Raw genomic sequence first — 25,138 nt, forward strand, 5'->3', positions numbered from 1 at the left:
CCGCATCAGCCCGGCGGAAGGGGCGCCGTGGCGATTCAGATAATCGCTTCGACCGCCCGGCGCAGCTCGTCCGGCTTCACCGCCGGCGCGAAGCGCTCGACCACCTCGCCGTTGCGGTCGACGAGGAACTTGGTGAAGTTCCACTTGATCGCCTCGGTGCCGAGCAGGCCCGGCTTCGCCTCCTTCAGGTGGCGGTAGAGCGGGTGCGCGTTGTCGCCGTTCACGTCGATCTTGGCGAACAGCGGGAAGCTGACGCCGTAGGTCGTCGAGCAGAAGTCGGCGATCTCCGCGGCGTCGCCCGGTTCCTGCGCCCCGAACTGGTTGCAGGGGAAGCCGAGGACGGCGAAGCCGCGCCCGCGGTAGTCGCGGTAGAGTCGTTCCAGCCCTTCGTACTGCGGCGTGAAGCCGCAGCGGCTGGCGGTGTTGACGATCAGCAGCACCTGGCCGCGATACTCGCCGAGGTGGACGTCGCGGCCGTCGAGACTGCGCGCGGAGAAGTCGTAAACGTCGGGCATGCCGGATCTCCTCTGGGCTACGTTGGCTGGGGCCTTTCCCAAAAGCGGCGGCGGATGCGTGCCGCAACACATCACAATTTGACGCGAATCGGTTTCCGGCGTTCAAAAAAAAACGTGCAACCGGGGCAGGGGAATTGGCGGGCACTGCCGTGCTGTCCCGTCGGAACGACATTGAGCGGCATCGGGGGCGGCGGTATAGTGCCCGTCATCTGTCGAAGAGGGGCGCGCAATGGCTTCACCGGTGGTGCACGAACATCGTCTGACCCTGCCCGAGGTGGTCGGCTGGCTGGTCGCCGACGGCATGGTGGACAAGGGCGAGGCCGAGCGCCTGGTCGCCGAGCGCCGCCTCTTCCGCGGCGACATCCACCCGCTGGTGCTGGCCGCCGACCAGAAGTGGCGCAACCTGCAGCCGCCGAACAAGCCGCTGCACCTGGAGGACCTCACCGAGTGGCTGGCGCAGCGGGTCGGGCTGGAGTACGTCCATATCGACCCGCTCAAGGTCGATTTCTCGATCGTCACCGACGTCATGTCGAGCGCCTACGCGACGCGCTTCAAGATCCTGCCGCTGCAGGTGACGACCAGGGAGGTGGTGATCGCCACCGCCGAGCCGTACATCCGCGAATGGGAGAAGGAGCTCGAGCCGATCCTGAAGAAGCAGATCCGCCGCGTCGTCGCCAACCCGTCGGACATCGCGCGCTACCTGGTCGAGTTCTACAACCTGGCGCGCTCGGTGAAGAACGCCGCGAAGAGCGGCGGCAACACCAGCGGCCTCTCCTCGTTCGAGCAGCTGGTCGACCTCGGCCGCAGCAACCGCCAGTTCGACGCCAACGACCAGCACATCGTCAACATCGTCGACTGGCTGTGGCAGTACGCCTTCGAACAGCGCGCCTCCGACATCCACATCGAGCCGCGGCGCGAGCTGGGCATCGTCCGCTTCCGCATCGACGGCGTGCTGCATCAGGTCTACCAGATCCCGATGGCGGTGGCGACGGCGATGACCAGCCGCATCAAGCTGCTCGGGCGCATGGACGTGATCGAGAAGCGCCGCCCGCAGGACGGCCGCATCAAGACGCGCACGCCGGACGGGCAGGAGATCGAGCTGCGCCTGTCGACGCTGCCGACCGCGTTCGGCGAGAAGCTGGTGATGCGCGTCTTCGACCCCGAGGTGCTGGTGCGCGACTTCCGCGAACTGGGCTTCTCCGACGACGACCAGAAGCGCTGGCACGCGATGACGCGGCAGCCGAACGGCATCATCCTGGTCACCGGTCCGACCGGCTCGGGCAAGACGACGACGCTCTATTCGACGCTGAAGCAGCTGGCGACGCCGGAGGTGAACGTGTGCACGATCGAGGACCCGATCGAGATGATCGAGTCCTCGTTCAACCAGATGCAGGTGACGCCGGCGATCGACCTCGGCTTCGCCGACGGCGTGCGCGCGCTGATGCGGCAGGACCCGGACATCATCATGGTCGGCGAGATCCGCGACCTGGAGACCGCCGACATGGCGATCCAGGCGGCGCTGACCGGCCACCTGGTGCTGTCGACGCTGCATACCAACGATGCGCCGTCGGCGGTGACGCGCCTCCTCGACCTCGGCGTGCCGTCCTACCTGATCGGCTCGACGCTGCTCGGCGTGATGGCGCAGCGCCTGGTGCGCACGCTGTGCCCGCACTGCAAGAAGGCGGCGCCGATGCGGGCGGAGGACGAGGAGGCGTGGAACGCGCTGGTGGCGCCGTGGAAGGCCAGCCGGCCGCCGCAGCTGCATCATCCGGTCGGCTGCCTGGAGTGCCGCATGACCGGCTATGCCGGCCGCGTCGGCCTGTACGAAATCATGCTGATGAGCCCCGAGCTGAAGCAGCTGATCCGCCCCGACACCGAGATCGCCCGCGTCCGCGAGCAGGCCTACCGGGAGGGGATGAAGCCCTTGCGCATCTCCGGCGCGACCAAGGCGGCGCAGGGGCTGACGACGCTCGACGAGGTGCTGAAGGTGGCGCCGCCGAACGATCAGTAGCCGATCAGCCCGGACTTTCCGTAGAACGGCGGCCAGCGACCGACGAGGTTTTCGAGCATGGTCAGCTCGGCGTCGCTGTGGTCTACCACCGGCGCCGACCACATCGTCGGCAGCGACGGATCGTTGTTGATCATCATCGGCCGGTCGTGGTACTGGGTGACGATGCGCTCGACGCGGCCGGGCTCGGCTTTCGGCTGCAACTCGGCGGTGCCGTAGCAGAGGCAGAAATAGACCGATTTCTCGCTCGCATCCAGGTAGCACGCGGTGCCGCGGATGCCGATGGTCGCCGTCGGCACCTCCAGCCGCTTCTCGCCCTTGCCGAACACCGACAGCAGGCCGCCCGTGATCAGGCGCATGACGTTGGCGACGGCCTCGCCGGCGACGCTGACGGTGGCCCGCTCGCGCTGCAGGAAGGCGTCCTGGCCGATGACGTAGATCGCCTCGCTCTTCGGTCCGGTAGCGACGGTGTCGCCGGCACGCAGCAACTGCCCCTCGCGCGCCGGCTGGCCGTTTACGGTGACGGTGCCGCGGATGCGGTGGATGCCCGGCGCCACCGGCGTCGCGCCGCCGGCCAGCGCCTCGCGGATCAGGCCGACGGCGCCGGCCGGGCCGAGCACGCCGGCCGCGGCCATCGCGTGCAGCAGCCGCCGCCGGACGTTCATGGTCAGGCGCCTTCCAGCGTGGCCGAGCCGGGTCCGAGCGCGGCGGCGATCACCTCGCGCAGCATGCTGCGCGTCAGTTCGGCCTTGTTGGCGTAACCGTCGATCGCATAGCGGTCGCGGATATCCTGCTCGGAGGCGAGCCCCGGCTGGCCGGTGCGGATCACGATCTTCAGGTCGCGCAGGCCGAGGTTCTCGCGGATGTCGTTCACCGCGTGCAGCCCGGCGTCCGGCGATTCCATGACGACGTCGAGGAGGACGAGGTGCACCGGGTCGCCGGCGGCGAGCAGCGAGATCGTCTCGCGGGCGGAATAGGCGTGCAGGAAGCTGAGCGGCCGGTCCTCGATGCGCTGCCCGGCCAGCGCGGCGACGGTGGCCTCGTGCACGCTGTGGTCGTCGTCGGCGATCAGCACCCGCCACGGGGTGTCGCTGCGGCAGTCGGCGTCGTCGTCGGCGAGGTCCTCGATCACCGCGATCAGGTCGTCGCCGAGGTCGGTGCCCGCCCAGTAGTGTGGCCGCAATGTGCCCCCGATCTGCGCGGGGTGCCGGTGCGTCGCTCCCTGTCTCATCGTCGCCTCCTCACGTGTTGTCGTTTGGGGTCCACTCTACTCCAGCTCACTGGTGAGCGGAACATGCGCCGCACTACTTGCTCAACTGGTGCATGCCGCGCGTCAGCCCGTCGAGCGTCAGCGGGAACATCCGCCCGCCCATCAGGTTGCGGATCAGCGCCGTCGACTGGCGGTACTGCCAGACGTGTTCCGGCTCGGGGTTGAGCCAGATCGCATGCGGGAAAGCCTCGGTAATTCGACCGAGCCAGACGGCGCCCGGTTCCTCGTTCCAGTGCTCGACGCTGCCGCCCGGGTGCAGGATCTCGTACGGGCTCATGCTGGCGTCGCCGACGAAGACCGCCTTGTAGTCGCTGCCGTAGCGGTGCAGCACGTCGCGGGTCGGGATGCGCTCGTCGTGGCGGCGGCGGTTGTCCTGCCACAGGCCCTCGTAGACGCAGTTGTGGAAGTAGTAGTGCTCGAGGTGCTTGAACTCGCTGCGGCAGGCCGAAAACAGTTCCTCGCAGATGCGCACGTGGTCGTCCATCGAGCCGCCGATGTCGAGGAAGAGCAGCACCTTGACCGCGTTGTGCCGTTCCGGGCGCATCTGTAGGTCGAGCCAGCCGGCGTTCCTGGCGGTGCCGGCGATGGTGCCGTCGAGGTCGAGCTCCTCGGCGGCGCCCTCGCGCGCGAAGCGGCGCAGCCGGCGCAGCGCGACCTTGATGTTGCGCGTGCCGAGCTCGACCTGGTCGTCGAGGTTCTTGAACTCGCGCTTCTCCCAGACCTTCACCGCCGAGCGGTTCTCGCTTTTGCCGCCGACGCGGATGCCCTCGGGATGCGTGCCGCCGTGGCCGAAGGGCGAACTGCCGCCGGTGCCGATCCACTTGCTGCCGCCGGCGTGGCGCCCCTTCTGCTCGGCGAGGCGCTTCTGGAATTCCTCCATCAGCTTGTCCCAGCCGAGCTTTTCGAGCTTCGCCCGCTGTTCCGGCGTCAGGTGGCGCTTGATCGACTGCCGCAGCCAGTCCTCGGGGATCAGCGCGTCCATCCCGGGCAAGGACTCGACGCCCTTGAAGTATTCGGCGAAGGCGCGGTCGTATTTGTCGAAGTTGGCCTCGTCCTTGACCAGCGCGCTGCGCGCGAGGAAGTAGAAGTCGTCGAGGCTGTGGCCGATGACGCCCTGCTGCAGCGCTTCCAGCAGCGTCAGGAATTCCTTGGTCGACACCGGCAGCCGGCGGTCCTTGAGGTGCAGGAAGAAGTCGACGAGCATGCCGGCCTCGCGGGCTACGTCAGCGGTTCTGCCGCGCCATGAAGACCAGCCGCTCGAAGAGGTGCACGTCCTGCTCGTTCTTCAGCAGCGCACCGTGCAGCGGCGGGATCGCCGCCTTCTGCTCCTTCGCGCGCAGCGCCTCGGGCGGGATGTCCTCGGCCAGCAGCAGCTTCAGCCAGTCGAGCAGCTCCGAGGTGGACGGCTTCTTCTTCAGCCCCGGCACCTCGCGCAGCTCGAAGAAGACCTCCAGCGCCTCGCGCAGCAGCGTCTTCTTCAGGTCCGGGAAATGCACGCCGACGATCTTCGCCATCGTCTCGCGGTCGGGGAACTTGATGTAGTGGAAGAAGCAGCGGCGCAGGAAGGCATCGGGCAGCTCCTTCTCGTTGTTCGAGGTGATGAACACCAGCGGCCGGTGGCGCGCGCGCACCGTCTGCCGCGTCTCGTAGACGTGGAACTCCATGCGGTCGAGCTCGCGCAGCAAGTCGTTGGGGAACTCGATGTCGGCCTTGTCGATCTCGTCGATCAGCACCACGCTCGGCGTCTCGCATTCGAAGGCCTGCCACAGCACGCCCTTGACGATGTAGTGGGCGATGTCCTCGACCTTCGGGTCGCCGAGCTGCGAGTCGCGCAGCCGCGACACCGCGTCGTACTCGTAGAGGCCCTGCTGCGCCTTGGTGGTGGACTTAATGTGCCACTGGAACAGCGGCAGGCCGAGCGCCGCCGCCACTTCCTCGGCGAGCATGGTTTTCCCCGTGCCCGGTTCGCCCTTGATCAGCAGCGGCCGCTGCAGCGTCACCGCGGCATTGACCGCAAGCGTCAGGTCGCGCGTGGCGACGTAGTTTTCGGTGCCTTCGAAACGCATGGAAATTCTCGCTAGGGTCGGCCGCCGCGGCGGCGATGCAAGCTTGAATGGTAGCACCGCCGCCGCATTGCGGCGGCAGCGTGGCCTGACTATTGTTCACGGGAGGAATGGCGAAACATCCATGCCGAGGCGGGGGAGCGATGAACAAGCCCAACATCAAGGCGCAGCGCTTGGCGGCCGTGTTCGTGCTGGGATGCCTGCTGTTCAACTACCCGCTGCTGGCGCTGTTCAACCGCGACGAGCTGTTCGCCGGCGTGCCGCTGTTGTTCGTCTATGCGTACGCCGCGTGGGTGCTGTTGATCGCGCTGTTGGCGCTGATCGTCGAGAGGCGGTAGCGCCGTGCGCCGGAACCTTGCGCAGCGGGCGGCCGGCCGCGGAAGGTGAATCGTGCCCGCGTGGATCATCCTTTCGGTCGCCGGCGCCTATCTGGGCCTGCTCTTCTTCATCGCCTGGCGCGGTGACCGGGCCGCCGCCGCCGGCCGCAGCCTGATCGCCAGCCCCTACGTCTATGCCCTTTCGCTCGGCGTCTATGCCACCGCATGGACCTTCTACGGGAGTGTCGGCCGCGCCGCCGACAGCGGCATCGGCTTCCTGCCGGTATATCTCGGCCCGACGGTGATGGTCGCGCTGTGGTGGGTGGTGCTGCGCAAGATCATCCGCATCGCCAAGGACAATCGCCTGACCTCGCTGGCCGACTTCATCTCCTCGCGCTACGGCAAGAGCGCATTGCTCGCCGGGCTGGTCACGGTGATCGCGGTGGTCGGCGTCACGCCCTACATCTCGCTGCAGCTGAAGGCGCTGTCGACCAGCTTCAACGTCCTGCGCGCCTATCCCGAGGTGCTGCCGCTTGCCGCCGGCGCGGAGAGCATCTGGCACGACACGGCGTTCTACGTGGCGCTGGCGCTGGCGGCGTTCACCGTCGTCTTCGGCACGCGCAAGCTCGATGCCGCCGAGCGCCACGAGGGCATGGTGGCGGCGATCGCCTTCGAGTCGCTGGTCAAGCTGCTCGCCTTCGTCGCCGTCGGCGCCTTCGTCACCTGGGGCATGTACGACGGCGTCGCCGACCTGTTCACGCGCGCGGCGGCGGTGCCGCGCATCGCCGAGGTGTTCACCATCGGCGGCGGCGCGACCGACATCTACCGCAGCTGGGCGTCGCTGTTTTCGCTGGCCTTCGTCAGCATGCTGGCGATCATGTTCCTGCCGCGCCAGTTCCAGGTGGCGGTGGTCGAGAATGTCGACGAGGCGCACCTGAACAAGGCGATCTGGCTGTTCCCGCTCTACCTGCTGCTGTTCAACCTGTTCGTGCTGCCGATCGCCTTCGGCGGCCTGCTGCACTTCGGCGCCGCCGGCGTCAATCCCGATACCTTCGTGCTGACGCTGCCGATGTCCGGCCAGCAGGAGGCGCTGGCGTTGCTGGTCTTCCTCGGCGGCTTCTCGGCGGCGACCGGGATGGTCATCGTCGAAACCATCGCGCTGTCGACGATGGTCTGCAACGACCTGGTGATGCCGGTGCTGCTGCGCATCAGCGCGCTGCGGCTGGCCGAGCGCACCGACCTCTCCGGCCTGCTGCTGACGATCCGGCGCGGCACCATCGTCGCCGGCCTGCTGCTCGGCTACGCCTATTACCGGCTGGCCGGCGAGGCCTATGCGCTGGTCTCGATCGGCCTCATCTCGTTTGCCGCCGTCGCCCAGTTCGCACCGGCGCTGCTTGGCGGCATCTACTGGAAGGGCGGTACCAAGGCCGGTGCGCTGGCCGGCCTCGGCGCCGGCTTCCTGGTTTGGGCCTACACGCTGATGCTGCCGGCGCTGGCGCGCTCCGGCTGGCTGCCGATGGCGCTGCTCGACGCGGGACCGTTCGGCCTGGCGCTGCTGCGGCCGCTCGCGCTGTTCGGGCTGGAAGGGCTCGACGAGATCACGCACGCGATGCTGTGGAGCATGTTCGCCAACGTCGGTGCTTACCTCGCCGTATCGGTGCTGAGCGGCCAGGATGCGGTCGAACAGACGCAGGCGGCGCTCTTCGTCGACGTCTTCCGGCACGAGCGCAGCGCCGAACGCGCCTGGCGGGCGAGCGGGTCGCTGCCCGACCTGCATGCGCTGATGGCACGTTTCCTCGGCGCCGCCAGCGCACGGCTGTCCTTCGTCGCCTACGCGCGGCAGCGCGGGCTGGAGTGGCCGAAGGAGATCGACGCCGAGCTGGCGCGCTACTGCGAGGCGCAGCTCGCCGGCGTCATCGGCGCCGCGTCGGCGCGCGTGATGCTGGCCACCGTGGTCGAGGAGGAGCTCCTGCGCGACAGCCTGACCGGCCTGCCCAACCGCGCGCTGCTGCTCAGCCGGCTCGGCGATGCGCTCGACCGCTGCCGGATCGAACCCGGCAGCGGCTTCGCACTGCTCTTCCTGGTGCTCGACCGCTTCCGGCTGGTCACCGACAGCCTCGGCGACGCCGTCGGCGACCAGCTGCTGATCGCCGTCGCGCAGCGGCTCGGGCACGGCCTGCGGCCGGGCGACACGCTGGCGCGGGTCGGCGGCCAGAGCTTCGCGATCCTGCTCGACGAAACGCGCGATGCCGCCGAGGCGCGGCATTTCGCGGAGCACCTGCAGGGTGGGCTGGCGGCCGGCTTCAACATCGAGGGGCATGCGCTGTTTACCTCCGCCAGCGTCGGCATCGTCCTCGGCCGGCCTGGCTACGTCGCCCCCGGCGACGTGCTGCGCGACGCCGAGACCGCGGCGCACGACGCGACGCGGCGCGGCGGCGCGTGCCACGTACTGTTCGCCGCCGACCTGCGCGAGCGCGCCGTCGCGCAGCTGACGATGGAGACCGAGCTGCGCCAGGCGGTCGCCCGCGGCGAGGAGTTCCGCGTCTATTACCAGCCGGTCGTCGCGCTCGCCAGCGGCCGGCTGGCCGGCTTCGAGGCGCTGGTGCGCATGCGCCGCCCCGACGGCAGCCTGCTCGGGCCGTCGGCGTTCATTCCGCTGACCGAGGAAACCGGGCTGATCCTGTCGATCGGCCGCTGGGTGCTGGCCGAGGCCTGCCGCCAGATGCGCGACTGGCAGCAGCGCTACCCCGGGCAGATGCCGCTGCAGATGAGCGTCAACCTCGCCGGCCGGCAGTTCGCGCAGCCCGACCTGGCGCAGCAGATCGCGGCGGTGCTCGCCGAGACCGGGCTGGCGACCGACGCGCTGAAGCTGGAGGTGACCGAGACGGTGCTGATGGAGCACGCCGACGCGGCGGCGGACGTGCTGGAGACGCTGCGCGCGATGGGGATCAAGCTGCTGATGGACGACTTCGGTACCGGCTACTCGTCGCTGTCCTACCTGCACCGCTTCCCGCTCGATACGCTGAAGATCGACGCCTCGTTCGTGCGCCGCATGGACGTCGACCGCAAGGACGCCGAGATCGTGCAGACCATCGTTGCGCTGGCGCGCACGCTGAACATGGATCTCGTCGCCGAGGGGGTCGAGAAGGCGGAGCAGCTGGCGCAGCTGCGGGTACTGGGCGTCGACTACGGGCAGGGCTACTACTTCGCGCCGCCGCTCGACGCGGCGGCGGCCGAGGCGCTGATCGCCGCGCGGCGGACGTGGTAGCGGCGTAACTCAGCCGCGCGCGGCGCGCTCGATGCTTTCGACGTAGGCCTGCGCGTCCATGCCGCCGCCGACCTGCTGCGCGCGGAAAATGGTCTCGCCGAGGCATTCGAGGATGATGTGCTCGGCGGCGTGCGGGTCGTGCCGCGCCGCCAGCTTCTGCCACGCCGCGCGCACGCCGGGCGGCTGGTCGATGGCGATCTGCTCGGCCACCGCGAGGTGCAGCGAGAGGTGCAGGAAGGGGTTCATCTCGCCGCCCTCGGGCGTCCAGTCGCGGGCGACGGCCTCCTCGCCGCTCGCCAGCAGCGCGTGGTACTCGGGGTGGCGGAGGATGATGTCGATAGCGGTGACTTCGGCGCCGTCGAGCACCGAGCGGTTGAGGTGCTTGCGCCAGGCGTCGCAGAAGAAGCGGCGCACCTGTTCACGACTGGGATTGAACATCTTCGTTCTCGCGGGGGTGTTCGTTGAAGAAGGCGGTGACGACCGAATTGTGCAGCTGCCGGCTGGCGTCGCCGCGGAAGGCGATCTGCCCGGTGCCGTAGGCGCCGAGCACCGGCAGCCCGGGGTGGGCCTCGGTCAGCGCCGCCAGGTCGCGGTCCTCGCCGCCGTAGAAGTAGGGGCCGCGGCCAATGCAGGAGAAGAACAGCGCGAAGTCGGGTGCCGCGCCGGCGGCGGCGTCGCTCTGGCGCAGGCTCTCGCGCATCTCGGTCTCGGCCGCGAGCGGCTGGCGGATCGCCCAGCACAGCCGCTGGCCGGCGGCGAGCGGCACGGTCAGCGTCAGCGAGCGGTCGGCATTGGCCGAGATGATCGCCGCCACCTGCAGGCCGTCCGGCGCGTCCGGGTCCTCGATCAGCGCATTGACCTGGTGCAGCGGCAGATGCTCGCGCCACGCCGCCGGCAGCTGGCGCAGCAGCGAATCGAGCGCGTACTGCCCGCCCAGCGACTGCAGGTCGTAGCCGCGCAGCTGCTCGACCGGCAGCGGCATGCCCAGCCGGTGCAGCCCGCTGGATACCGCGAGGCGCAGGGCGGCGCCGTGCATGCAGGCGTCGACGCTGCCCGCGGCCGCCACCCGGCTCTGCTGCCAGACCGCGCCGTCGCCGCCGTTGCCGTGGAAGAGCAGGCCGCAGCGCCGGCTGTGCGCCCATTCGGAAGGGAAGGGCGTCGTCGTGCAGCTGAGCAGCGGGGCGTCGCCGCCGGCTGCCGGCGCGCGCAGCGAGACGCCGTCGCAGAGCACCATCGCCGCCGCCGCCGGGCGGTCGAGCGCCCAGCCGGTCTCGGTGCACAGGCCGGCGGCGATGCCGCCGAAGACCTGCGTGCATTGCGCTGCGCGCGCGGCGGCGCGTACCGCCGGCTGTGCATGGCGCGAGAACTCCGGGCTGAGGAACAGCAGCACGCTGTTGGCCTGCGCGCGGCCGGCGCGGCGCAGTGCCTCCTCGACGACCTGCGCGGCGAGCTCGGGAACGGCGTCGTTGCCGGCGAGCAGGGCGGTGGCGGCGCTCATCGTCGGTCGGCGGCCGGCCTCAGGCCAGCGCCTTTCCCTTGTACTCGCACAGGTCGACGAGCGGGCAGCGCTCGCAGTGCGGCCGGCGCGCCGTGCAGATGTAGCGGCCGTGCAGGATCAGCCAGTGGTGGGCGTCGCGCCGGTACGGCGCCGGCACCGCCTTCAGCAGCTTCTGCTCGACCGCCAGCGGCGTCCTGCCGGGGGCCAGCCCGGTGCGGTTGGCGACGCGGAAGATGTGCGTGTCGACGGCGATCGTCGGTTCGCCGAAGGCGGTGTTGAGCACCACGTTGGCGGTCTTGCGGCCGACGCCGGGCAGCGCTTCGAGCGCCTCGCGGGTCGCCGGCACCTCGCCGCCGTGGTTCGCGACGAGGATCCTGCAGGTGGCGACGACGTTCTTCGCCTTGGTCCGGTAGAGGCCGATCGTCTTGATGTAGTCGGCCAGCCGCTCCTCGCCGAGCGCGGCCATCGCCGCCGGCGTCGGCGCATCGGCGAAGAGCTGCTTCGTCGCCTTGTTCACCGAGACGTCGGTGGCTTGCGCCGAGAGGATGACGGCGATCAGCAGCTGGAACGGCGAGCCGTATTCGAGCTCGGTCGTCGGCGCCGGGTTGGCGGCGTGCAGGCGGGCGAAGAACTCGGTCCGCTGGGCGGCGTTCATGTCCGGATCAGTGGCCGGCGGCGGCCGCCACCGCGGGGGGCTGCCGGCGCGCCGCGGCGCGCGCCTCGACCCAGTTCTTCCAGGCGATCATGCAGCCGAGCAGGATGAAGGCGCCGGGCGGCAGGATCGCCAGCAGCAGGCCGGGATAGTCGGCCGGCAGCAGCTGCAGCGGTTGCAGGCCGGGGATCACGAGGTCGATGCCGGAGAACAGCGTGCCGGCGCCGATCAGCTCGCGCAGGCCGCCGAGCAGGCCCAGCGTCCACAGCATGCCGACACCCATGAAGACGCCGTCGAGCGTCGCCTGCAGCGGCGGGTTCTTGGCGGCGTAGGCCTCGACGCGGGCGAGCACGATGCAGTTGGTGACGATCAGCGGGATGAAGATGCCGAGGACCAGGTAGAGATCGTGCAGCTTGGCGTTGAACAGCAGGTCGACGACGGTGACCAGCGCGGCGACGATCAGGATGAACACCGGGATGCGGATCTCGTGCGGGATGAAGTTCCTGAGGCTGGCGACGGCGACGCCGGAGAGCGCCATCACCAGGATCGTCGCCAGCGACAGCATGATGCCGTTGACCGCGTTGGTGGTCACGGCGAGCAGCGGGCACAGGCCGAGGATCTGGATCAGGCTGGTGTTCTGCTTCCAGAGGCCGTTGTGGGCGATGCTGCGGAATTCGTCGCGGGCGATCATCGGGTTCCTCGCTTTCGTCCCTACTTCGACGCGTAGAGCCGGTTCTGGTTCTCGGCGACGTAGCGGGTCGCCTTGCGTACCGCCTTGACCACCGCGCGCGGCGTCACCGTGGCGCCGGCGACGAAGTCGAAGCGGCCGCCGTCCTTCTTCACCTTCCAGTCCTTGTCGGTGACGGCGGCGTAGCTGAGGCCGTCGAACTGGGTGATCCACGGCCGCGCCTTGTTCTTGTCCTTCTTCGGCTCGATGTAGTCGCCCAGCCCCGGCGTTTCCTTGTGCTGGGTGACGCGCACGCCGCTGACGGCGCCGTCGACGGCGATCGCGACGAGCAGGCGGATCCTGCCGGAATAGCCGTCCGGGGCCGCCGCCTCGAGCACGACTGCCACCGGCCGGCCGCCCTTCGTCGCGCGGTAGGCGACGGTCTCGCCGTCGCTGCCGAGCAGCGGGCTGGCCGGCAGCGTCAGCGTGTCCTTGAGCAGCTCGTTGTCGTAGGCGCTGCGCGGCAGCACCTCGTCGATCAGCTTCATCTTCTCCTCGGCGGCCGAGGCTTCGAGCGCCGGCTTGGTCCACAGGTAGGCGCCGGCGAGCACGCCGGTGAAGATGATGACGAAGACGAAGAGGATGACGGCGGTGCGCACCGCCATCGCCGCTGCCGTCGGCTCGTGTCTCTTCATCACGATTTGTCCTTCATGCCGAAGATCGCCGGCTGCGTGTAGAGGTCGATCAGCGGCGCGCAGAGGTTCATCAGCAGCACGGCGAAGGCGACGCCGTCGGGGTAGCCGCCGAAGACGCGGATGACGTAGGCGAGGACGCCCGCGGCGACGCCGAAGATCAGCTTGCCGCGGGGCGTCGTGCAGCCGGACACCGGGTCGGTGACGATGAACCAGGCGCCGAGCATGGCGCCGCCGGAGAAGAGGTGGAACAGCGGGTTGGCGAACTGCGCCGGGTTGTACAGCCAGAGGCCGCCGGCGAGCAGCGACAGGCCGGCGATGAAGCCCAGCGGCGCGTGCCAGGTGACGATGCCGCGCTGCCACAGCCAGAGGCCGCCGAGCAGGTAGCCGCCGGCCACCCATTCCCAGCCGCGGCCGGCGAAGAAGCCGAACACGTCCTGGTTGGCGAGCAGCTGGGCGACGCTGAACTGGCCGTCCTCGAGCTTCAGCGCGGTCTTCAGCGTGTCCAGCGGCGTCGCGCCGGAGATCGCGTCTACGCGCGGCAGCAGGCCGAAGACGACGCCGACCTGGTCGGCGAAGGCGACCTTGAGGCCGACCGCCGGCCACTGCGACATCAGCGCCGGGAAGGAGACGATGCAGACGGCGAAGGCGACCATCGCCGGGTTGAACGGGTTCTGGCCGAGGCCGCCGTAGAGGTGCTTGGCGACGACGATCGCGAACAGCGTGCCGGTGACGATCAGCCACCACGGGCTGAGCGGCGGGAAGGTGAGCGCGATCAGCCAGGCGGTGACGACGGCGCTGCCGTCGGCGAGGAACATCGCCTGCGGCTTCTCGCGCAGCTTCAGCATCGCCGCCTCGGCGGCGAGCGCGGTGGCCGTCGCCAGCGCCAGCTGGACCAGGATCACCGGGCCGAAGATCCAGACGTAGGCGGCAACGCCCGGCAGCAGTGCGGCCAGCACCTGCAGCATGACGCGCTGCACGCTGGCGTTCTTCAACAGGTAGGGCGGCGTGCTGAAGTCGGTCACGGTTTCGGCTCCTCGGCCGGGGCGGGGTCGGCGGCGGGCTCGATGCCGGCCTGCCGGCGGAGCGCGTCGACCGCGGCGATCTCCCGCTGCTGCGCCGGTGTCAGCTGTTCGGTGTTCTTCGGGGCGGCCGCCTCGCGCTGCGCGCGGGCGCGCTCCAGCGCGGCGGCGATCGCGGCCTTCTTCGCTGCCTCGGCGTCGACCGGGGCGTCGGCGGCCGGTGCGGCGCTGGCGTCGGCCCCCGCCGCCGCGGCCGCGGCGGCTTCCGCCGCCTTCTTCGCCGCCTGCGCGGCGGCGGCCTTGGCCAGCTTCTCGGCCTTTTCCGCCTTTTCCCGTTCGTCGCGTTCGGTCTTCCACTCGAAGCGCGCCTTGGCCTGGTCGGCGGCGTTCTTCTCCTTCTCGCGCGCCCAGATCTCGCTCTTCGCGAAGCGGAAGTACTGCACCAGCGGAATCCGGCTCGGGCAGACGAAGCTGCAGCAGCCGCATTCGATGCAGTCGAAGATGTGGTACTCCTGCGTCTTGCCGAAGTTCTTCGCGCGCGAGAACCAGTACAGCTCGAACGGCTGCAGCTCGTGCGGGCAGACCTTGGCGCACTCGCCGCAGCGGATGCACGGCATCTCCGGCGCCTTCGGCGGGAACAGCGTGGGCGACGAAGCGATGATGCAGTTGGTGGCCTTGACCAGCGGCGCGTCCATGCCCGGCATCGCGAAGCCCATCATCGGCCCGCCCATCAGGTAGCCGTCGGTGTCGGGCTTCGGCGCGCCGAGCGCGACGAATTCGGAGAGCGGCGTGCCGAGCAGCGCTTCCCAGTTGCGCGGGCGCTCGACGTTGCCGGTCAGCGTGACGATGCGCGAGACGACCGGCTCGCCGTGGGCGACGGCGCGCCATGCGGTGTAGGCGGTGGCGACGTTGAAGCACTGCACGCCGAGGTCGGTCGAGCGCTTCGTCGACGGTACCTCCTTGCCGGTGAGCACGCGGATCAGCTGCTTGGCACCGCCGGCCGGGTACAGCGTCGGCACGGCGACCACCGCGAAGTCCTCGCCGAGCCTCGCCACCGCCGCCTGCAGCGCGGCGACGGCCTCCGGCTTGTTGTCCTCGATGCCGATCAGCACGCGCTTCGGCTGCAGCAGGTCGCGGAAGACGCCGACGCCGCGGATGACCTCTTCGGCGCGCTCGCGCATCAGCAGGTCGTCGCAGGTGATGTACGGCTCGCACTCGGCGCCATTGATCACCAGCTCCTCCATCGGCACCGTCTTCGACGCGGTGAGCTTGCCGTGGGTCGGGAACACGGCGCCGCCGAGGCCGACGACGCCCGCTTCGCGCAGGCGCTCACGCACCGCCTCCGGCGCCATCGCGCCGTGGTCGATCGGCGTGCGGGCTATCCATTCGTCGCGGCCGTCCGGCTCGATTTCGACCGACAGCGTGGTCAGGCCCGAGGGGTGGGCGGCAACGTGCTCGGCGATGGCGCGCACGGTGCCCGAGGTCGGCGCGTGCACGGCCGACGAGATCCAGCCGTCGGCGGCGCCGATCAACTGGCCCTTCAGCACGCGCTCGCCGGTCTGCACCAGCGGCCGCGGCGTGCCGCCGATCGACTGGTGCAGCGGCACGAACAGGCGCGAGGGCAGCGGCGCGACGCCGATCGGCGCGGCGACGGATTGCGTCTTGTTGGTCTGCGGCTTGACGCCGCCCTTGAACTTGAACAGTTGCAGCATCAGGCGACCTTCTTCAGTTCGATCACCGGATACTTCCACTTCCAGTTGTCGAGGTTCTCGCCGATCGGCTCCATCGTGATGCACTCGACCGGGCACGGCGGCACGCACAGCTCGCAGCCCGTGCACAGGTCGTCGACGATGGTGTGCATCTGCTTGGCGGCGCCGACGATGGCGTCGACCGGGCAGGCCTGGATGCACAGCGTGCAGCCGATGCAGGTCTGCTCGTCGATGAAGGCGACCGCCTTCGGCTTCTCTTCCGCTTCCAGCGGCTTCACCTCGCGGCCGAGCAGGTCGGCCAGGCGCTGCACGCCCTCGATGCCGCCCGGCGGGCACAGGTTGATGTCGGCCTCGCCCTTGTTGATCGCCTCGGCGTACGGACGGCAGCCGGGATAGCCGCACTGCCCGCACTGCGTCTGCGGCAGGATGGCGTCGATCTTCTCGACCAGCGGATCGCCCTCGACCTTGAACTTGATCGATGCGTAGCCGAGCGCGGCGCCGAGGACGATGGCGCCGAGCGCCATGATCGCGATGGCGGTGATCATTGGTACTTGTCCAGTCCGGCGAAGCCCATGAAGGCCAGCGACATCAGGCCGGCGGTGATCATCGCGATCGCAGCGCCCTTGAAGTGCTGCGGCACGTCGGCGCCCTCGATGCGCTCGCGGATGCCGGCGAAGAGCACCAGCACCAGCGAGAAACCGACCGCGCTGCCGGCGCCGAACAGCAGCGAGTCGACGAAGTCGTGCTTGTTGGCGATGTTCAGGAGCGGCACGCCGAGCACCGCGCAGTTGGTTGTGATCAGCGGCAGGTAGATGCCGAGCACCTGATGCAGCACCGGGCTGGTCTTCTGGATGACCATCTCGGTGAGCTGGACGATGGCCGCGATGGTGACGATGAACGACAGCGTGCGCAGGTATTCCAGCCCGAAGGGCATCAGCAGGTAGTGGTCGATGATGTAGCTGGCGCCGGTGGCGACGGTCAGCACGAAGGTGGTCGCGGCGCCCATGCCGAACGCCGTTTCCAGCTTCTTCGACACGCCCATGAACGGACACAGGCCGAGGATCTTCACCAGGACGACGTTGTTCACCAGAACGGCGCCGAGGAGGACGAAGAGGTAGTGGGTCATGGTCGCGAAATGATACGGGCGGCGAATTATCGGCTATTGGTTTGTATCAAACAACCGCAATCGATGCGGGGGCTTTGGTCGGAAATTCAGGCCCGGCGCGGCATTCTAGCGATCGCCGCTGCCGCCTCGCTGACCAGTTCCGGGCCGCGGTAGATGAAGCCGGAATAGAACTGGACGAGGCTCGCACCGGCGGCGATCTTCGCCGCCGCGTCTTCGCCGTTCATGATGCCGCCGACGCCGATGATCGGCAGCTCGCCCTTGAGCGCCGCAGCGAGCTGCTTCACCACTGCGGTCGACGCGTCGAACAGCGGTGCGCCGGAGAGGCCGCCGGTTTCGCTGGCGTTGGGCAGGCCCTCGACGCCGGCGCGCGAGATCGTCGTGTTGGTGGCGATGACGCCGTCCATGCGGTGCCGGCGCAGCAGGTCGGCGATCGCCGTGATCTGGGCGTCCTCGAGGTCCGGCGCGATCTTCAGTGCCAGCGGCACGTAGCGGCCGTGCGTGTCGGCCAGTCGCTGCTGCGCGGCCTTCAGTGGCGCCAGCAGTGCGTCGAGCGCCTCGTCCTTCTGCAGCTCGCGCAGGTTCTTGGTGTTCGGGCTCGAAATATTGACGGTGACGTAGCTGGCCAGCGGATAGACCTTCTCCAGGCAGGCGAGGTAGTCGTCGGCGGCCTTCTCGATCGGCGTGTCGAAGTTCTTGCCGATGTTGATGCCGAGGATGCCGCCCCGCTGCGGAAACTTCGCCGCGCGCACGTTGGCGATCAGCCGGTCGACGCCCGCGTTGTTGAAACCCATGCGGTTGATGATGGCCTGCTTCTCGGGGATGCGGAACAGGCGCGGGCGCGGGTTGCCGGGCTGCGGGCGCGGCGTGATCGTGCCGATTTCGAGGAAGCCGAAGCCGAGCGCGGCGAGGCCGTCGATGTGGTCGCCGTTCTTGTCGAGGCCGGCGGCGAGCCCGACCGGGTTCGGGAACTTGAGGCCCATGACCTCGACCGGGCAGGCCGGCACCGGTTTCGCCAGCACGCCGGCGAGGCCGGAGCAGGAGAGCAGGGAAACGCCGCGCATGCCGATGCCGTGGGCATCCTCGGCGTCGAGCGCGAAGAAGAATTTGCGGATCAGGGGATAGAGCATCCCGCGATTTTACCGCAATGCAGCATGGAAAGGGGCGGCCGCAAGCGCCGCGGCGCCTGCCTTCTCGCTGTCGACCGCCGCTTTCCGCCGGCGCCGGCGACGCCGGTCCGGCGCGTCAGCGCCGCGGCGCGATCAGCGAGCCGGAGGTGTTCACCACCGTCTGCAGCGACTGGTAGAACGACGTGCTGCGCTCGGAGATGCGCTGCAGCGCGAGGCTCATGTCGCGGGTCGCGGTCTGGTAGTCGGTGAGCGCCTTGACGAAGGCGTCGCGGGCTTCGGAAAAGCTGGTCTTCGGCGTTGCCATGACATGCTCCCGTTGGTTGGCTGTCATGGAACATGCTAGTCCCGTTTTATTTCAATTGTTTTGATGCAGAGCAATAAATGAATGACGTTATCCTATTACTAAAGTCATAAACGACGCGGTTTTTGCTCAGTTTTTGTACATGTTGTGCTGCAACAGCCGGCGGCCGGCGGATGGTGCCGTCAGCCCGGGCCGAGTTTCGCCATCGCCTCGAACCAGTCGAGTCCCTGCGCCTCGGCGACCGGCGCGCAGGTCAGCGCGCCGTCGATCACGTTGAGGCCGGCGCGCAACTGCGGGTCGTCGCGCAACGCCTGTCGGCAGCCCTTGCCGGCGAGCGCGAGGACGAAGGGCAGGGTGGCGTTGTTGAGCGCGAAGGTCGAGGTGCGCGGCACGGCGCCGGGCATGTTGGCGACGCAGTAGTGCACTACGCCATCGACCAGGTAGGTCGGGTCGGCGTGCGTGGTCGGCCGGCTGGTCGCGAAGCAGCCGCCCTGGTCGATCGACACGTCGACCAGCACCGAGCCCGGCCGCATCGCCCGCACCATTTCCGCGCTCACCAGCTTCGGCGCCGCGGCGCCTGGCACCAGCGCGGCGCCGACGACGAGGTCGGCGTCGAGCACGTGGCGCTCGATGCTCTCGCGGGTCGGGTGGATCGTCCGGATGCGGTTGCCGAAGCGGGCGTCGAGCTGGCGCAGGCGGTCGATCGAGCGGTCGAGCACGACCACCGCGGCGCCGACGCCGACGGCGATCTGCGCGGCGTTGCCGCCGACGGTGCCGCCGCCGAGGATCACCACCTTCGCCGGCGGCACGCCGGGCACGCCGCCGAGCAGCAGGCCGGCGCCGCCACGCTCCTTTTCCAGGCAGGCGGCGCCGGCCTGGATCGCCATGCGACCGGCGACCTCGCTCATCGGCGCCAAGAGCGGCAGGCCGCCGCCGGGGCCGGTGACCGTCTCGTAGGCGATCGCGGTGGCGCCGGAGGCGAGCAGCAGCCGCGTCTGCTCCGGATCGGGGGCGAGGTGCAGGTAGGTGAACAGCGTCTGCTGCGGACGCAGCATCCGGCATTCCGCCGGCTGCGGCTCCTTCACCTTGACGATCAGTTCGGCGCTGGCGAAGACTTCCTCGGCGCTGTCGGCCAGCATCGCGCCGGCGGCGAGGTAGGCGTCGTCGGCGAGCCCGATGCCGGCGCCGGCGCCCTGCTGCACCAGCACCGCATGCCCGTGCGCGACCAGTTCGCGGACGCTGGCGGGCGTCAGGCCGACGCGGTATTCATGGACCTTGATTTCCTTCGGTACGCCGATCTGCATTTGTCTTCTCCCTGAATGGTTGGACGGCGTTCCCGCGGCCTACGGTGCGGGGTCGGTCAGCTCGCGCCACTCGCCGTCGACGAGCCCCTCGATCGGCCGGAAGCGGGCCTTGTAGGCCATCTTCGGGCTCTCCCTGATCCAGTAGCCGAGGTACAGGTAGGGCAGGCCGAGCGCGCGGCACTGCGCCAGCTGCCACAGAATGTTGTAGGTGCCGAAGCTGGCGCCCGGCGCCTCCGGATCGAAGAAGGTGTACACCGACGACAGGCCGTCGCCGAGTACGTCGATGATGCTCACCATGCACAGGCCGTCGTCGTCGGAAAACTCGACCAGCCGGGTGTCGACGCGGCTCTGCAGCAGGAAGTGGGCGTACTGCTCGTGGCTGTCCTGGTCCATGCCGCCGCCGGCGTGGCGGGCGCTCTGGTAGCGCAGGTAGAGCGCATAGTGCTCGGCGTGGAAGGCGAGCGGCAGTTCGCGCGCGCGCAAGCCGGCGTGCGCCTTCCACGCGCGTCGCTGGCTGCGGTCGGGAACGAAGCGGTCGACCGGCAGGCGCACCGGCACGCACTTGCGGCAGTGGTCGCAGTGCGGGCGATAGGTGAACACGCCGCTGCGGCGGAAGCCGGCCCGCACCAGCTCGTTGTAGACCTCGGTGGTGATCAGGTGCGTCGGCGTCGCCACCTGCGAGCGTGCGGTCTCGTCCGGCAGGTAGCTGCAGGTGTAGGGGGAAGTCGAATAGAACTGCAGCAGCGAGAAGGGCAGTTCGGAATCGTTCAGTCGCGACACGGAGCCTCCGTTCAACGCCAGGCGAACGCCGCGCCGTCCGTCGGCCAGCGTCCGGGCGCGCCGGCCTCGACCAGCGCGGTCAGGCGCTGCGCGAACTCGGCGCGCGGAATCTCGCGGGCGCCGAGCGAGGCGAGGTGTTCGGTGCGCATCTGGCAATCTATCATGCCGAAACCGCGCTCCCCAAGAAAGCGGGCGAGGTGGGCGGCAGCGATCTTCGAGGCGTCGCGGCGCCGCGAGAACATCGACTCGCCGTAGAACATGCGGCCGATCGCCAGCCCGTAAAGGCCGCCGACGAGTTCGTCGCCGTTGTCGCCCGCCACCCAGATTTCGACCGAATGCGCCCAGCCGAGTTCGAACAGCCGGCTGTAGGCGCCGCACATCTCGGCGGTGATCCAGGTGCCGGGCTGGCCGGGGCGCCAGGTGTGCGCGCAGGCGTCGATCACCGCGGCGAAGTCGTTGTCAAGGCGCACCTCGTAGCCGTCGGCGCGCAGCGTCTTCCTGAGCGAGCGCGAGATCCTGAACTCGTCGGGGAACAGCACCATGCGTGGGTCCGGCGACCACCACAGGATCGGCTGGCCGTCGGAGAACCACGGGAAAATGCCGTGCCGGTAGGCGGCGAGCAGGCGCTGCGGCGACAGGTCGCCGCCGGCACAGAGCAGGCCGTTGGGGTCGGCGAGGGCGAGTTCGAGCGGGGGGAAGGGCGCGTCGGCGACGAGCCAGGGGAGCATCAGGCGGCCGGCGCGGCGAATGCCACCGGGCGGACGGTCGGTTCCGCCGGTTGCGCCGCGTGGTAAGTGCGCAGCGGCGTCTTGAAGGCGACCACGTGGTCGACGTCGAGGCGGATGCCGATCTTCTCGCCGAGCGCGTGGTTGTGGTGCGAGGGGACCAGCGAGAGGACGCGCATGCCGCTCGCCAGCCGCAGCGTATACAGGATGTCGGCGCCGCGGAAGGCCTTGTGCACGACTTCCGCCTGCAGCGCGCTGCGGTCGTCGTGGACGATGTCGTCCGGGCGCAGCAGCACCTCGACCCCGCAGGGCTTGCCGCAGGTGCCGCAACCCTCGCTGCATTCGAGCGGCAGCACCGAGTGCAGGCGGCCGAGTTCGACCTCGACCTCGTGCTGGCTGATCACCTCGCCGGGCAGGAACACGCCCTGGCCGACGAAGTCGGCGACGAAGCGGTTGGCCGGCTGGTGGTAGAGGTTGTACGGCGTGTCCCACTGCTGGATGCGGCCGCCGTCCATGACGCCGATCTCGTCGGCCATCGCGAAGGCCTCGTTCTGGTCGTGGGTGACCAGGATCGCCGTCATCCCCTCGCGCTTGAGGATCTCGCGCACCTCGTGCGAGAGGCGTTCGCGCAGGTCGACGTCGAGGTTGGAGAAGGGCTCGTCGAGCAGGATCAGCTCCGGCTTCGGCGCCAGCGCGCGCGCCAGCGCGACGCGCTGCTGCTGGCCGCCGGAGAGTTCGTGCGGATACTTGCCGCCCTGGCCGGCGAGGCCGACGGTGGCGAGCAGTTCCTCGACGCGCGCGGCGCGCGCCGGCTCGGCCAGCGTGCCGAGGCCGAAGGCGACGTTGCCGGCGATCGTGAGATGCGGGAACAGCGCGTAGTCCTGGAAGACCATGCCGATGCGCCGCTTCTCCGGGGCCAACGAGAAACCCGGTCGGCTGACCGTGCGTCCCTCGAGGCGGATCTCGCCGGCGACCACCGGCTCAAAGCCGGCGATGCAGCGCAGCAGCGTCGTCTTGCCGCAGCCCGACGGGCCGAGCAGGCAGGCGATGCTGCCGGCCTCGACGGCGAAGGAGACGCCGTTGACGACGACATGTCCGCCGTAGCGCTGCTGCAGGTCGGTGAGTTCGAGGTGGGCCATGGGTACGGGTTTTCCGGGTGCCGGCCAACGACGCGCGGATGCGCGGAAGGAGCGGCCAGTCAATTATAATTCGCATTCACACTGGATCACCATGACCCGCGCCCGATTTAGCCCACTGCTCCGTTTCTCGCTCGCCGTCGCCCTGCTCGTCGGCATGCCGATCGCCAGCGTCCTGCTCAACGTGTTCACCGGTGGTACCGGCGAAACCTGGCGCCACCTCGCCGCCACCGTCCTCCCCGAATACATCGGCAATACGCTCTGGCTGTGCCTCGGCGTCGGCAGCGGCGTCGTCGTCGTCGGCGTCGTCACCGCCTGGCTGACCGCGATGCACGACTTCCCCGGGCGCCGCGTCTTCGAGTGGGCGCTGGTGCTGCCGCTGGCGATGCCGGCCTACGTGCTGGCCTACGTCTACACCGACTTCCTGCAGTTCGTCGGCCCGCTGCAGACCTTCCTGCGCGAGACCTTCGGCTGGCACAAGGGCGACTACTGGTTCCCCGACGTGCGCTCGCTCGGCGGTGCCGTCGCGATGTTCGTCTTCGTGCTCTATCCGTACGTGTACATGATCGCCCGCACCGCCTTCCTCGAGCGCGCGAGCGGCATGCTGGAGGCGGCGCGCACGCTCGGCGTCGGGCCGTGGGCGACCTTCTTCCGCGTCTCGCTGCCGCTGGCGCGGCCGGCGGTCGCCGCCGGCGCGGCGCTGGCGCTGATGGAGACGCTGGCCGACTACGGGACCGTCTCCTACTTCGCCGTGCAGACCTTCACCACCGGCATCTACCGCGCCTGGTTCTCGCTCGGCGACCGCATCGCCGCGGCGCAGCTGGCGGCGATGCTGCTCGGCTTCGTCATCCTGTTGCTGGCGCTCGAACACTTGTCGCGTGGCCGCGCCCGCTTCCACAACACCACCGGCCGCAACCGGCAGCTTCCCGGCCGGCGGCTGACCGGCGTGCGCGGCACTGCCGCCTTCGCCGCCTGCGCGCTGCCGCTCGCGGTCGGCTTCCTGCTGCCGGCCGGCCTGCTGTTGCGGCTGACGCTGGCCGAGGGCGACGCGCAGTTCGGCCAGCGCTTCCTGATGCTCGCGCGCAACAGCTTCGTGCTCGCCGGCGTCACCGCCGCCTGCGCCGTCGCGCTGGCGCTGGTGCTCGCCTATTCGGCGCGGCAGTCGAAGGGGCTCTTGGCGCGCGGGCTGAACCGCATGGTCGGACTCGGCTACGCGGTGCCCGGGTCGGTGATCGCGGTCGGCGTGCTGATCCCGGTGACGCGGCTCGACAACTGGATCGCCGCCGGCTGGCAGGCGGTCTTCGGCAGCAACCCCGGCCTGCTCCTCACCGGCGGCATCGCCGCGCTGGTCTACGCCTACCTCGTGCGCTTCCTCGCCGTCGCGCTGCAGACGGTCGGCGCCAGCCTCTCGAAGATCACGCCGAGCATGGACGACGCGGCGAAGAGCCTCGGCTGCGCGCAGGGCGAGACGCTGCGCCGGGTGCACATGCCGCTGCTGCGCGGCAGCCTGTTCACCGCCGGCCTGCTGGTCTTCGTCGACGTGATGAAGGAACTGCCGGCGACGCTGGTGATGCGGCCGTTCAACTTCGACACGCTGGCGACGCAGACCTACACGCTCGCCTCCGACGAGCGCCTCGCCGAGGCCTCGACCGCGGCGCTGGCGATCGTCGCCGTCGGCCTGGTGCCGCTGATCGCGCTGTCCCGGCAGATCGCCCGTTCGCGGCGCTGAGCCGGCGACGCCGCAAATGAAAACGCCCCGGGTGACCGGGGCGTTCGTCTTTCGAGGCTGCAGCGTGGTTCAGCGGTAGCCGGCCTTGTCGAAGATCACCTGCGCCTTCACCGCGTACATCGCCAGGTTGCCGACCGGCAGCGTGTCGGCCTTGAACGGGCCGAGCGCGTCGAGCGCCGGGTTGGCGACCTTGACGCCGGCGACCACCGGCCATTCGTTGTTGCCGTCGGCGAAATAGCGCTGCGCGTCGTCCGAGGCCAGGTACTCGAGGAACTTGACCGCCGCCTCCTTGTGCGGGGCGTTCTTCAGCATGCCGCCGCCGGAAACGTTGATGTGCGTGCCGGTGGACTTCTGGTTCGGCCAGACGACGCCGACCTTTTCCATCACCTTCTTGTCGTCGGCCTTGTCGGAGCGCATCAGGCGGGCCACGTAATAGGAGTTGGAAATCGCGACACCGCACTCGCCGGCGGCGACCGCCTTGATCTGGTCGGTGTCGCCGCCCTTCGGCGCGCGCGCGAAGTTGGCGACGACGCCCTTGGCCCAGCTCTCGGCCTTGGCCTCGCCCTGATGCGAGATGATCGACGCCATCAGCGACAGGTTGTACGGGTGCGAGCCGGAACGCGTGCACACCTTGCCCTTCAGCTTCGGATCGGCGAGGTCGTCGTAGCTCTGCACCTCGTCGGCCTTGACCGCCGCCTTGTTGTAGACGATGACGCGGGCGCGGGTCGAGAACGAGAACCAGTCGTCGGTGCGCAGGTGGGCCGGGATGCGCGACTCCAGCGTCTTCGACTTGACCGGTGCGAACAGGCCCAGTTCGTGCGCCTTGGCCAGGCGCGAGGCGTCGACGGTCAGCAGCACGTCGGCCGGGCTGTTGGCGCCCTCGTTCTTGATCCGCTCGAGCAGCTCCTCTTCCTTGCCCTCGATGCGGTTGATCTTGATCCCGGTCTGCTTGGTGAAATTGGCGTAGAGCGCCTCGTCGGTCTGGTAGTGGCGGGCGGAGTAGAGGTTGAGCACCTTCTCCTCGGCACCGGCGGCACCGGCGAAGGCGGCGGCGACGAGGGTCGCGGCCAGCGTGCGGGAAACGATCTGCGGCAGGGTGCGGCTCATGGTCGGAAAGCTCCTGTGAATAAATCAGCGGCGATTCTAGCGACGGAAAGTTGGCTTGTAAATGAGAATTGTTATTGAGTGGTGGCGAAAAAAACGCCGCGCATGCGGCGTGCTTCGGTGGC

25 protein-coding genes are annotated in these 25,138 nt (G+C 69.3%); 4 read left to right on the plus strand and 21 right to left on the minus strand.

The genetic code is table 11. The annotated features are described in order from the left end of the window. Positions 1-35 precede the first annotated feature (35 nt). Complete coding sequence (locus tag IWH25_RS10840) at positions 36-515, minus strand: glutathione peroxidase (RefSeq protein ID WP_203385821.1); 480 nt, start codon at positions 513-515, stop codon at positions 36-38. Positions 516-744: 229 nt separating this feature from the next. On the opposite strand from IWH25_RS10840, the gene tfpB reads away from it, so the two are divergent. Then, positions 745-2,526: a type IV pilus assembly ATPase TfpB gene (gene tfpB, locus IWH25_RS10845; protein ID WP_203385822.1), complete on the plus strand. Its 1,782-nt coding sequence runs from the start codon at positions 745-747 to the stop codon at positions 2,524-2,526. Here tfpB and IWH25_RS10850 read toward each other — a convergent pair. From IWH25_RS10850 to IWH25_RS10865, 4 genes are all read right to left on the minus strand, one after another. Then, entirely contained in the window at positions 2,520-3,188 is a 669-nt protein-coding gene (locus IWH25_RS10850) for a FecR family protein (RefSeq protein WP_203385823.1), read from the minus strand. The two genes, tfpB and IWH25_RS10850, sit on opposite strands and share 7 nt — an antisense overlap. Positions 3,189-3,190: 2 nt before the next feature. Beyond that, a complete protein-coding gene (locus IWH25_RS10855; protein ID WP_203385824.1) occupies positions 3,191-3,754 on the minus strand; it encodes a response regulator in 564 nt (187 codons plus the stop codon). Between the two features lie 73 nt (positions 3,755-3,827). Next, on the minus strand, positions 3,828-4,997 hold the full coding sequence (locus IWH25_RS10860; RefSeq protein ID WP_203385825.1) for a vWA domain-containing protein: 1,170 nt from the start codon (positions 4,995-4,997) through the stop codon (positions 3,828-3,830). 19 nt (positions 4,998-5,016) lie between these two features. Further along, positions 5,017-5,859 (minus strand): AAA family ATPase, encoded by an 843-nt coding sequence (locus IWH25_RS10865; RefSeq protein WP_203385826.1) that lies wholly within the window; start codon positions 5,857-5,859, stop codon positions 5,017-5,019. 140 nt (positions 5,860-5,999) lie between these two features. On the opposite strand from IWH25_RS10865, the gene IWH25_RS10870 reads away from it, so the two are divergent. Both IWH25_RS10870 and IWH25_RS10875 read left to right on the plus strand, forming a co-directional pair. After that, on the plus strand, positions 6,000-6,194 hold the full coding sequence (locus tag IWH25_RS10870) for a hypothetical protein (RefSeq protein ID WP_203385827.1): 195 nt from the start codon (positions 6,000-6,002) through the stop codon (positions 6,192-6,194). Between the two features lie 49 nt (positions 6,195-6,243). Then, positions 6,244-9,441 (plus strand): EAL domain-containing protein, encoded by a 3,198-nt coding sequence (locus IWH25_RS10875; protein ID WP_238999076.1) that lies wholly within the window; start codon positions 6,244-6,246, stop codon positions 9,439-9,441. A 9-nt stretch (positions 9,442-9,450) separates the two neighbouring features. On the opposite strand, the gene IWH25_RS10880 is transcribed toward IWH25_RS10875, so the two are convergent. The 15 genes from IWH25_RS10880 to IWH25_RS10950 all read right to left on the minus strand — a co-directional run bounded on the left by IWH25_RS10880 (position 9,451) and on the right by IWH25_RS10950 (position 22,183). Then, the gene (locus IWH25_RS10880; protein WP_203385829.1) at positions 9,451-9,879 is read right to left on the minus strand and encodes a DUF1841 family protein; all 429 of its coding nucleotides are present in this window, start codon (positions 9,877-9,879) and stop codon (positions 9,451-9,453) included. After that, the gene (locus IWH25_RS10885) at positions 9,860-10,939 is read right to left on the minus strand and encodes an FIST C-terminal domain-containing protein (RefSeq protein ID WP_203385830.1); all 1,080 of its coding nucleotides are present in this window, start codon (positions 10,937-10,939) and stop codon (positions 9,860-9,862) included. The genes IWH25_RS10880 and IWH25_RS10885 overlap by 20 nt, the downstream gene beginning before the upstream one ends. A 19-nt stretch (positions 10,940-10,958) precedes the next feature. Then, positions 10,959-11,594, minus strand: coding sequence for an endonuclease III (gene nth, locus IWH25_RS10890; protein ID WP_203385831.1), 636 nt, complete (start codon positions 11,592-11,594; stop codon positions 10,959-10,961). Between the two features lie 7 nt (positions 11,595-11,601). Continuing rightward, a complete protein-coding gene (locus IWH25_RS10895) occupies positions 11,602-12,282 on the minus strand; it encodes an electron transport complex subunit E (protein ID WP_203385832.1) in 681 nt (226 codons plus the stop codon). Positions 12,283-12,302: 20 nt separating this feature from the next. Continuing rightward, positions 12,303-12,953, minus strand: a complete 651-nt coding sequence (gene rsxG / locus IWH25_RS10900) for an electron transport complex subunit RsxG (RefSeq protein WP_338022661.1) — start codon at positions 12,951-12,953, stop codon at positions 12,303-12,305. Further along, complete coding sequence (locus IWH25_RS10905; protein WP_203389221.1) at positions 12,953-13,918, minus strand: RnfABCDGE type electron transport complex subunit D; 966 nt, start codon at positions 13,916-13,918, stop codon at positions 12,953-12,955. Before IWH25_RS10905 ends, rsxG begins: the two co-directional genes overlap by 1 nt. A gap of 53 nt (positions 13,919-13,971) precedes the next feature. Further along, positions 13,972-15,684 carry an electron transport complex subunit RsxC gene (rsxC, locus tag IWH25_RS10910; RefSeq protein WP_203385834.1) on the minus strand — a complete coding sequence of 571 codons (1,713 nt, stop codon included), beginning with the start codon at positions 15,682-15,684 and terminating at the stop codon, positions 13,972-13,974. Continuing rightward, on the minus strand, positions 15,684-16,226 hold the full coding sequence (gene rsxB / locus IWH25_RS10915; protein WP_203385835.1) for an electron transport complex subunit RsxB: 543 nt from the start codon (positions 16,224-16,226) through the stop codon (positions 15,684-15,686). The genes rsxC and rsxB overlap by 1 nt, the downstream gene beginning before the upstream one ends. Continuing rightward, on the minus strand, positions 16,223-16,807 hold the full coding sequence (gene rsxA, locus IWH25_RS10920) for an electron transport complex subunit RsxA (RefSeq protein WP_203385836.1): 585 nt from the start codon (positions 16,805-16,807) through the stop codon (positions 16,223-16,225). The genes rsxB and rsxA overlap by 4 nt, the downstream gene beginning before the upstream one ends. Before the next feature lie 86 nt (positions 16,808-16,893). Next, on the minus strand, positions 16,894-17,934 hold the full coding sequence (locus IWH25_RS10925) for a quinone-dependent dihydroorotate dehydrogenase (RefSeq protein ID WP_203385837.1): 1,041 nt from the start codon (positions 17,932-17,934) through the stop codon (positions 16,894-16,896). Between the two features lie 115 nt (positions 17,935-18,049). Next, complete coding sequence (locus IWH25_RS10930) at positions 18,050-18,238, minus strand: hypothetical protein (RefSeq protein WP_203385838.1); 189 nt, start codon at positions 18,236-18,238, stop codon at positions 18,050-18,052. 179 nt (positions 18,239-18,417) lie between these two features. After that, positions 18,418-19,539, minus strand: coding sequence for an alanine dehydrogenase (gene ald, locus IWH25_RS10935; RefSeq protein WP_203385839.1), 1,122 nt, complete (start codon positions 19,537-19,539; stop codon positions 18,418-18,420). 39 nt (positions 19,540-19,578) lie between these two features. Beyond that, positions 19,579-20,319 carry an arginyltransferase gene (locus tag IWH25_RS10940; protein WP_203385840.1) on the minus strand — a complete coding sequence of 247 codons (741 nt, stop codon included), beginning with the start codon at positions 20,317-20,319 and terminating at the stop codon, positions 19,579-19,581. Positions 20,320-20,330: 11 nt separating this feature from the next. Further along, positions 20,331-21,047, minus strand: a complete 717-nt coding sequence (aat, locus tag IWH25_RS10945) for a leucyl/phenylalanyl-tRNA--protein transferase (protein WP_203385841.1) — start codon at positions 21,045-21,047, stop codon at positions 20,331-20,333. Beyond that, on the minus strand, positions 21,047-22,183 hold the full coding sequence (locus IWH25_RS10950; protein ID WP_203385842.1) for an ABC transporter ATP-binding protein: 1,137 nt from the start codon (positions 22,181-22,183) through the stop codon (positions 21,047-21,049). The genes aat and IWH25_RS10950 overlap by 1 nt, the downstream gene beginning before the upstream one ends. Before the next feature lie 91 nt (positions 22,184-22,274). Here IWH25_RS10950 and IWH25_RS10955 point away from each other — a divergent pair, with 91 nt between their 5' ends. Continuing rightward, positions 22,275-23,909, plus strand: coding sequence for an ABC transporter permease (locus tag IWH25_RS10955; protein WP_203385843.1), 1,635 nt, complete (start codon positions 22,275-22,277; stop codon positions 23,907-23,909). Between the two features lie 69 nt (positions 23,910-23,978). Here IWH25_RS10955 and IWH25_RS10960 read toward each other — a convergent pair whose 3' ends face one another. Next, on the minus strand, positions 23,979-25,016 hold the full coding sequence (locus IWH25_RS10960; RefSeq protein ID WP_203385844.1) for a Fe(3+) ABC transporter substrate-binding protein: 1,038 nt from the start codon (positions 25,014-25,016) through the stop codon (positions 23,979-23,981). Positions 25,017-25,138: the final 122 nt, after the last annotated feature.

Origin of the sequence: Azospira restricta (assembly GCF_016858125.1) — a bacterium.
GTDB lineage: Bacteria > Pseudomonadota > Gammaproteobacteria > Burkholderiales > Rhodocyclaceae > Proximibacter > Proximibacter restrictus.

Bases quoted from the DNA above. Each gene is read 5' to 3' on its own strand.
- IWH25_RS10840 (WP_203385821.1), bottom strand. From the start codon at position 515: ATGCCCGACGTTTACGACTTCTCCGCGCGCAGTCTCGACGGCCGCGAC.
- tfpB (WP_203385822.1), top strand. From the start codon at position 745: ATGGCTTCACCGGTGGTGCACGAACATCGTCTGACCCTGCCCGAGGTG.
- IWH25_RS10850 (WP_203385823.1), bottom strand. From the start codon at position 3,188: ATGAACGTCCGGCGGCGGCTGCTGCACGCGATGGCCGCGGCCGGCGTG.
- IWH25_RS10855 (WP_203385824.1), bottom strand. From the start codon at position 3,754: ATGAGACAGGGAGCGACGCACCGGCACCCCGCGCAGATCGGGGGCACA.
- IWH25_RS10860 (WP_203385825.1), bottom strand. From the start codon at position 4,997: ATGCTCGTCGACTTCTTCCTGCACCTCAAGGACCGCCGGCTGCCGGTG.
- IWH25_RS10865 (WP_203385826.1), bottom strand. From the start codon at position 5,859: ATGCGTTTCGAAGGCACCGAAAACTACGTCGCCACGCGCGACCTGACG.
- IWH25_RS10870 (WP_203385827.1), top strand. From the start codon at position 6,000: ATGAACAAGCCCAACATCAAGGCGCAGCGCTTGGCGGCCGTGTTCGTG.
- IWH25_RS10880 (WP_203385829.1), bottom strand. From the start codon at position 9,879: ATGTTCAATCCCAGTCGTGAACAGGTGCGCCGCTTCTTCTGCGACGCC.
- IWH25_RS10885 (WP_203385830.1), bottom strand. From the start codon at position 10,939: ATGAGCGCCGCCACCGCCCTGCTCGCCGGCAACGACGCCGTTCCCGAG.
- nth (WP_203385831.1), bottom strand. From the start codon at position 11,594: ATGAACGCCGCCCAGCGGACCGAGTTCTTCGCCCGCCTGCACGCCGCC.
- IWH25_RS10895 (WP_203385832.1), bottom strand. From the start codon at position 12,282: ATGATCGCCCGCGACGAATTCCGCAGCATCGCCCACAACGGCCTCTGG.
- rsxG (WP_338022661.1), bottom strand. From the start codon at position 12,953: ATGAAGAGACACGAGCCGACGGCAGCGGCGATGGCGGTGCGCACCGCC.
- IWH25_RS10905 (WP_203389221.1), bottom strand. From the start codon at position 13,918: ATGCTGCAGGTGCTGGCCGCACTGCTGCCGGGCGTTGCCGCCTACGTC.
- rsxC (WP_203385834.1), bottom strand. From the start codon at position 15,684: ATGCTGCAACTGTTCAAGTTCAAGGGCGGCGTCAAGCCGCAGACCAAC.
- rsxB (WP_203385835.1), bottom strand. From the start codon at position 16,226: ATGATCACCGCCATCGCGATCATGGCGCTCGGCGCCATCGTCCTCGGC.
- rsxA (WP_203385836.1), bottom strand. From the start codon at position 16,807: ATGACCCACTACCTCTTCGTCCTCCTCGGCGCCGTTCTGGTGAACAAC.
- IWH25_RS10925 (WP_203385837.1), bottom strand. From the start codon at position 17,934: ATGCTCTATCCCCTGATCCGCAAATTCTTCTTCGCGCTCGACGCCGAG.
- IWH25_RS10930 (WP_203385838.1), bottom strand. From the start codon at position 18,238: ATGGCAACGCCGAAGACCAGCTTTTCCGAAGCCCGCGACGCCTTCGTC.
- ald (WP_203385839.1), bottom strand. From the start codon at position 19,539: ATGCAGATCGGCGTACCGAAGGAAATCAAGGTCCATGAATACCGCGTC.
- aat (WP_203385841.1), bottom strand. From the start codon at position 21,047: ATGCTCCCCTGGCTCGTCGCCGACGCGCCCTTCCCCCCGCTCGAACTC.
- IWH25_RS10950 (WP_203385842.1), bottom strand. From the start codon at position 22,183: ATGGCCCACCTCGAACTCACCGACCTGCAGCAGCGCTACGGCGGACAT.
- IWH25_RS10955 (WP_203385843.1), top strand. From the start codon at position 22,275: ATGACCCGCGCCCGATTTAGCCCACTGCTCCGTTTCTCGCTCGCCGTC.
- IWH25_RS10960 (WP_203385844.1), bottom strand. From the start codon at position 25,016: ATGAGCCGCACCCTGCCGCAGATCGTTTCCCGCACGCTGGCCGCGACC.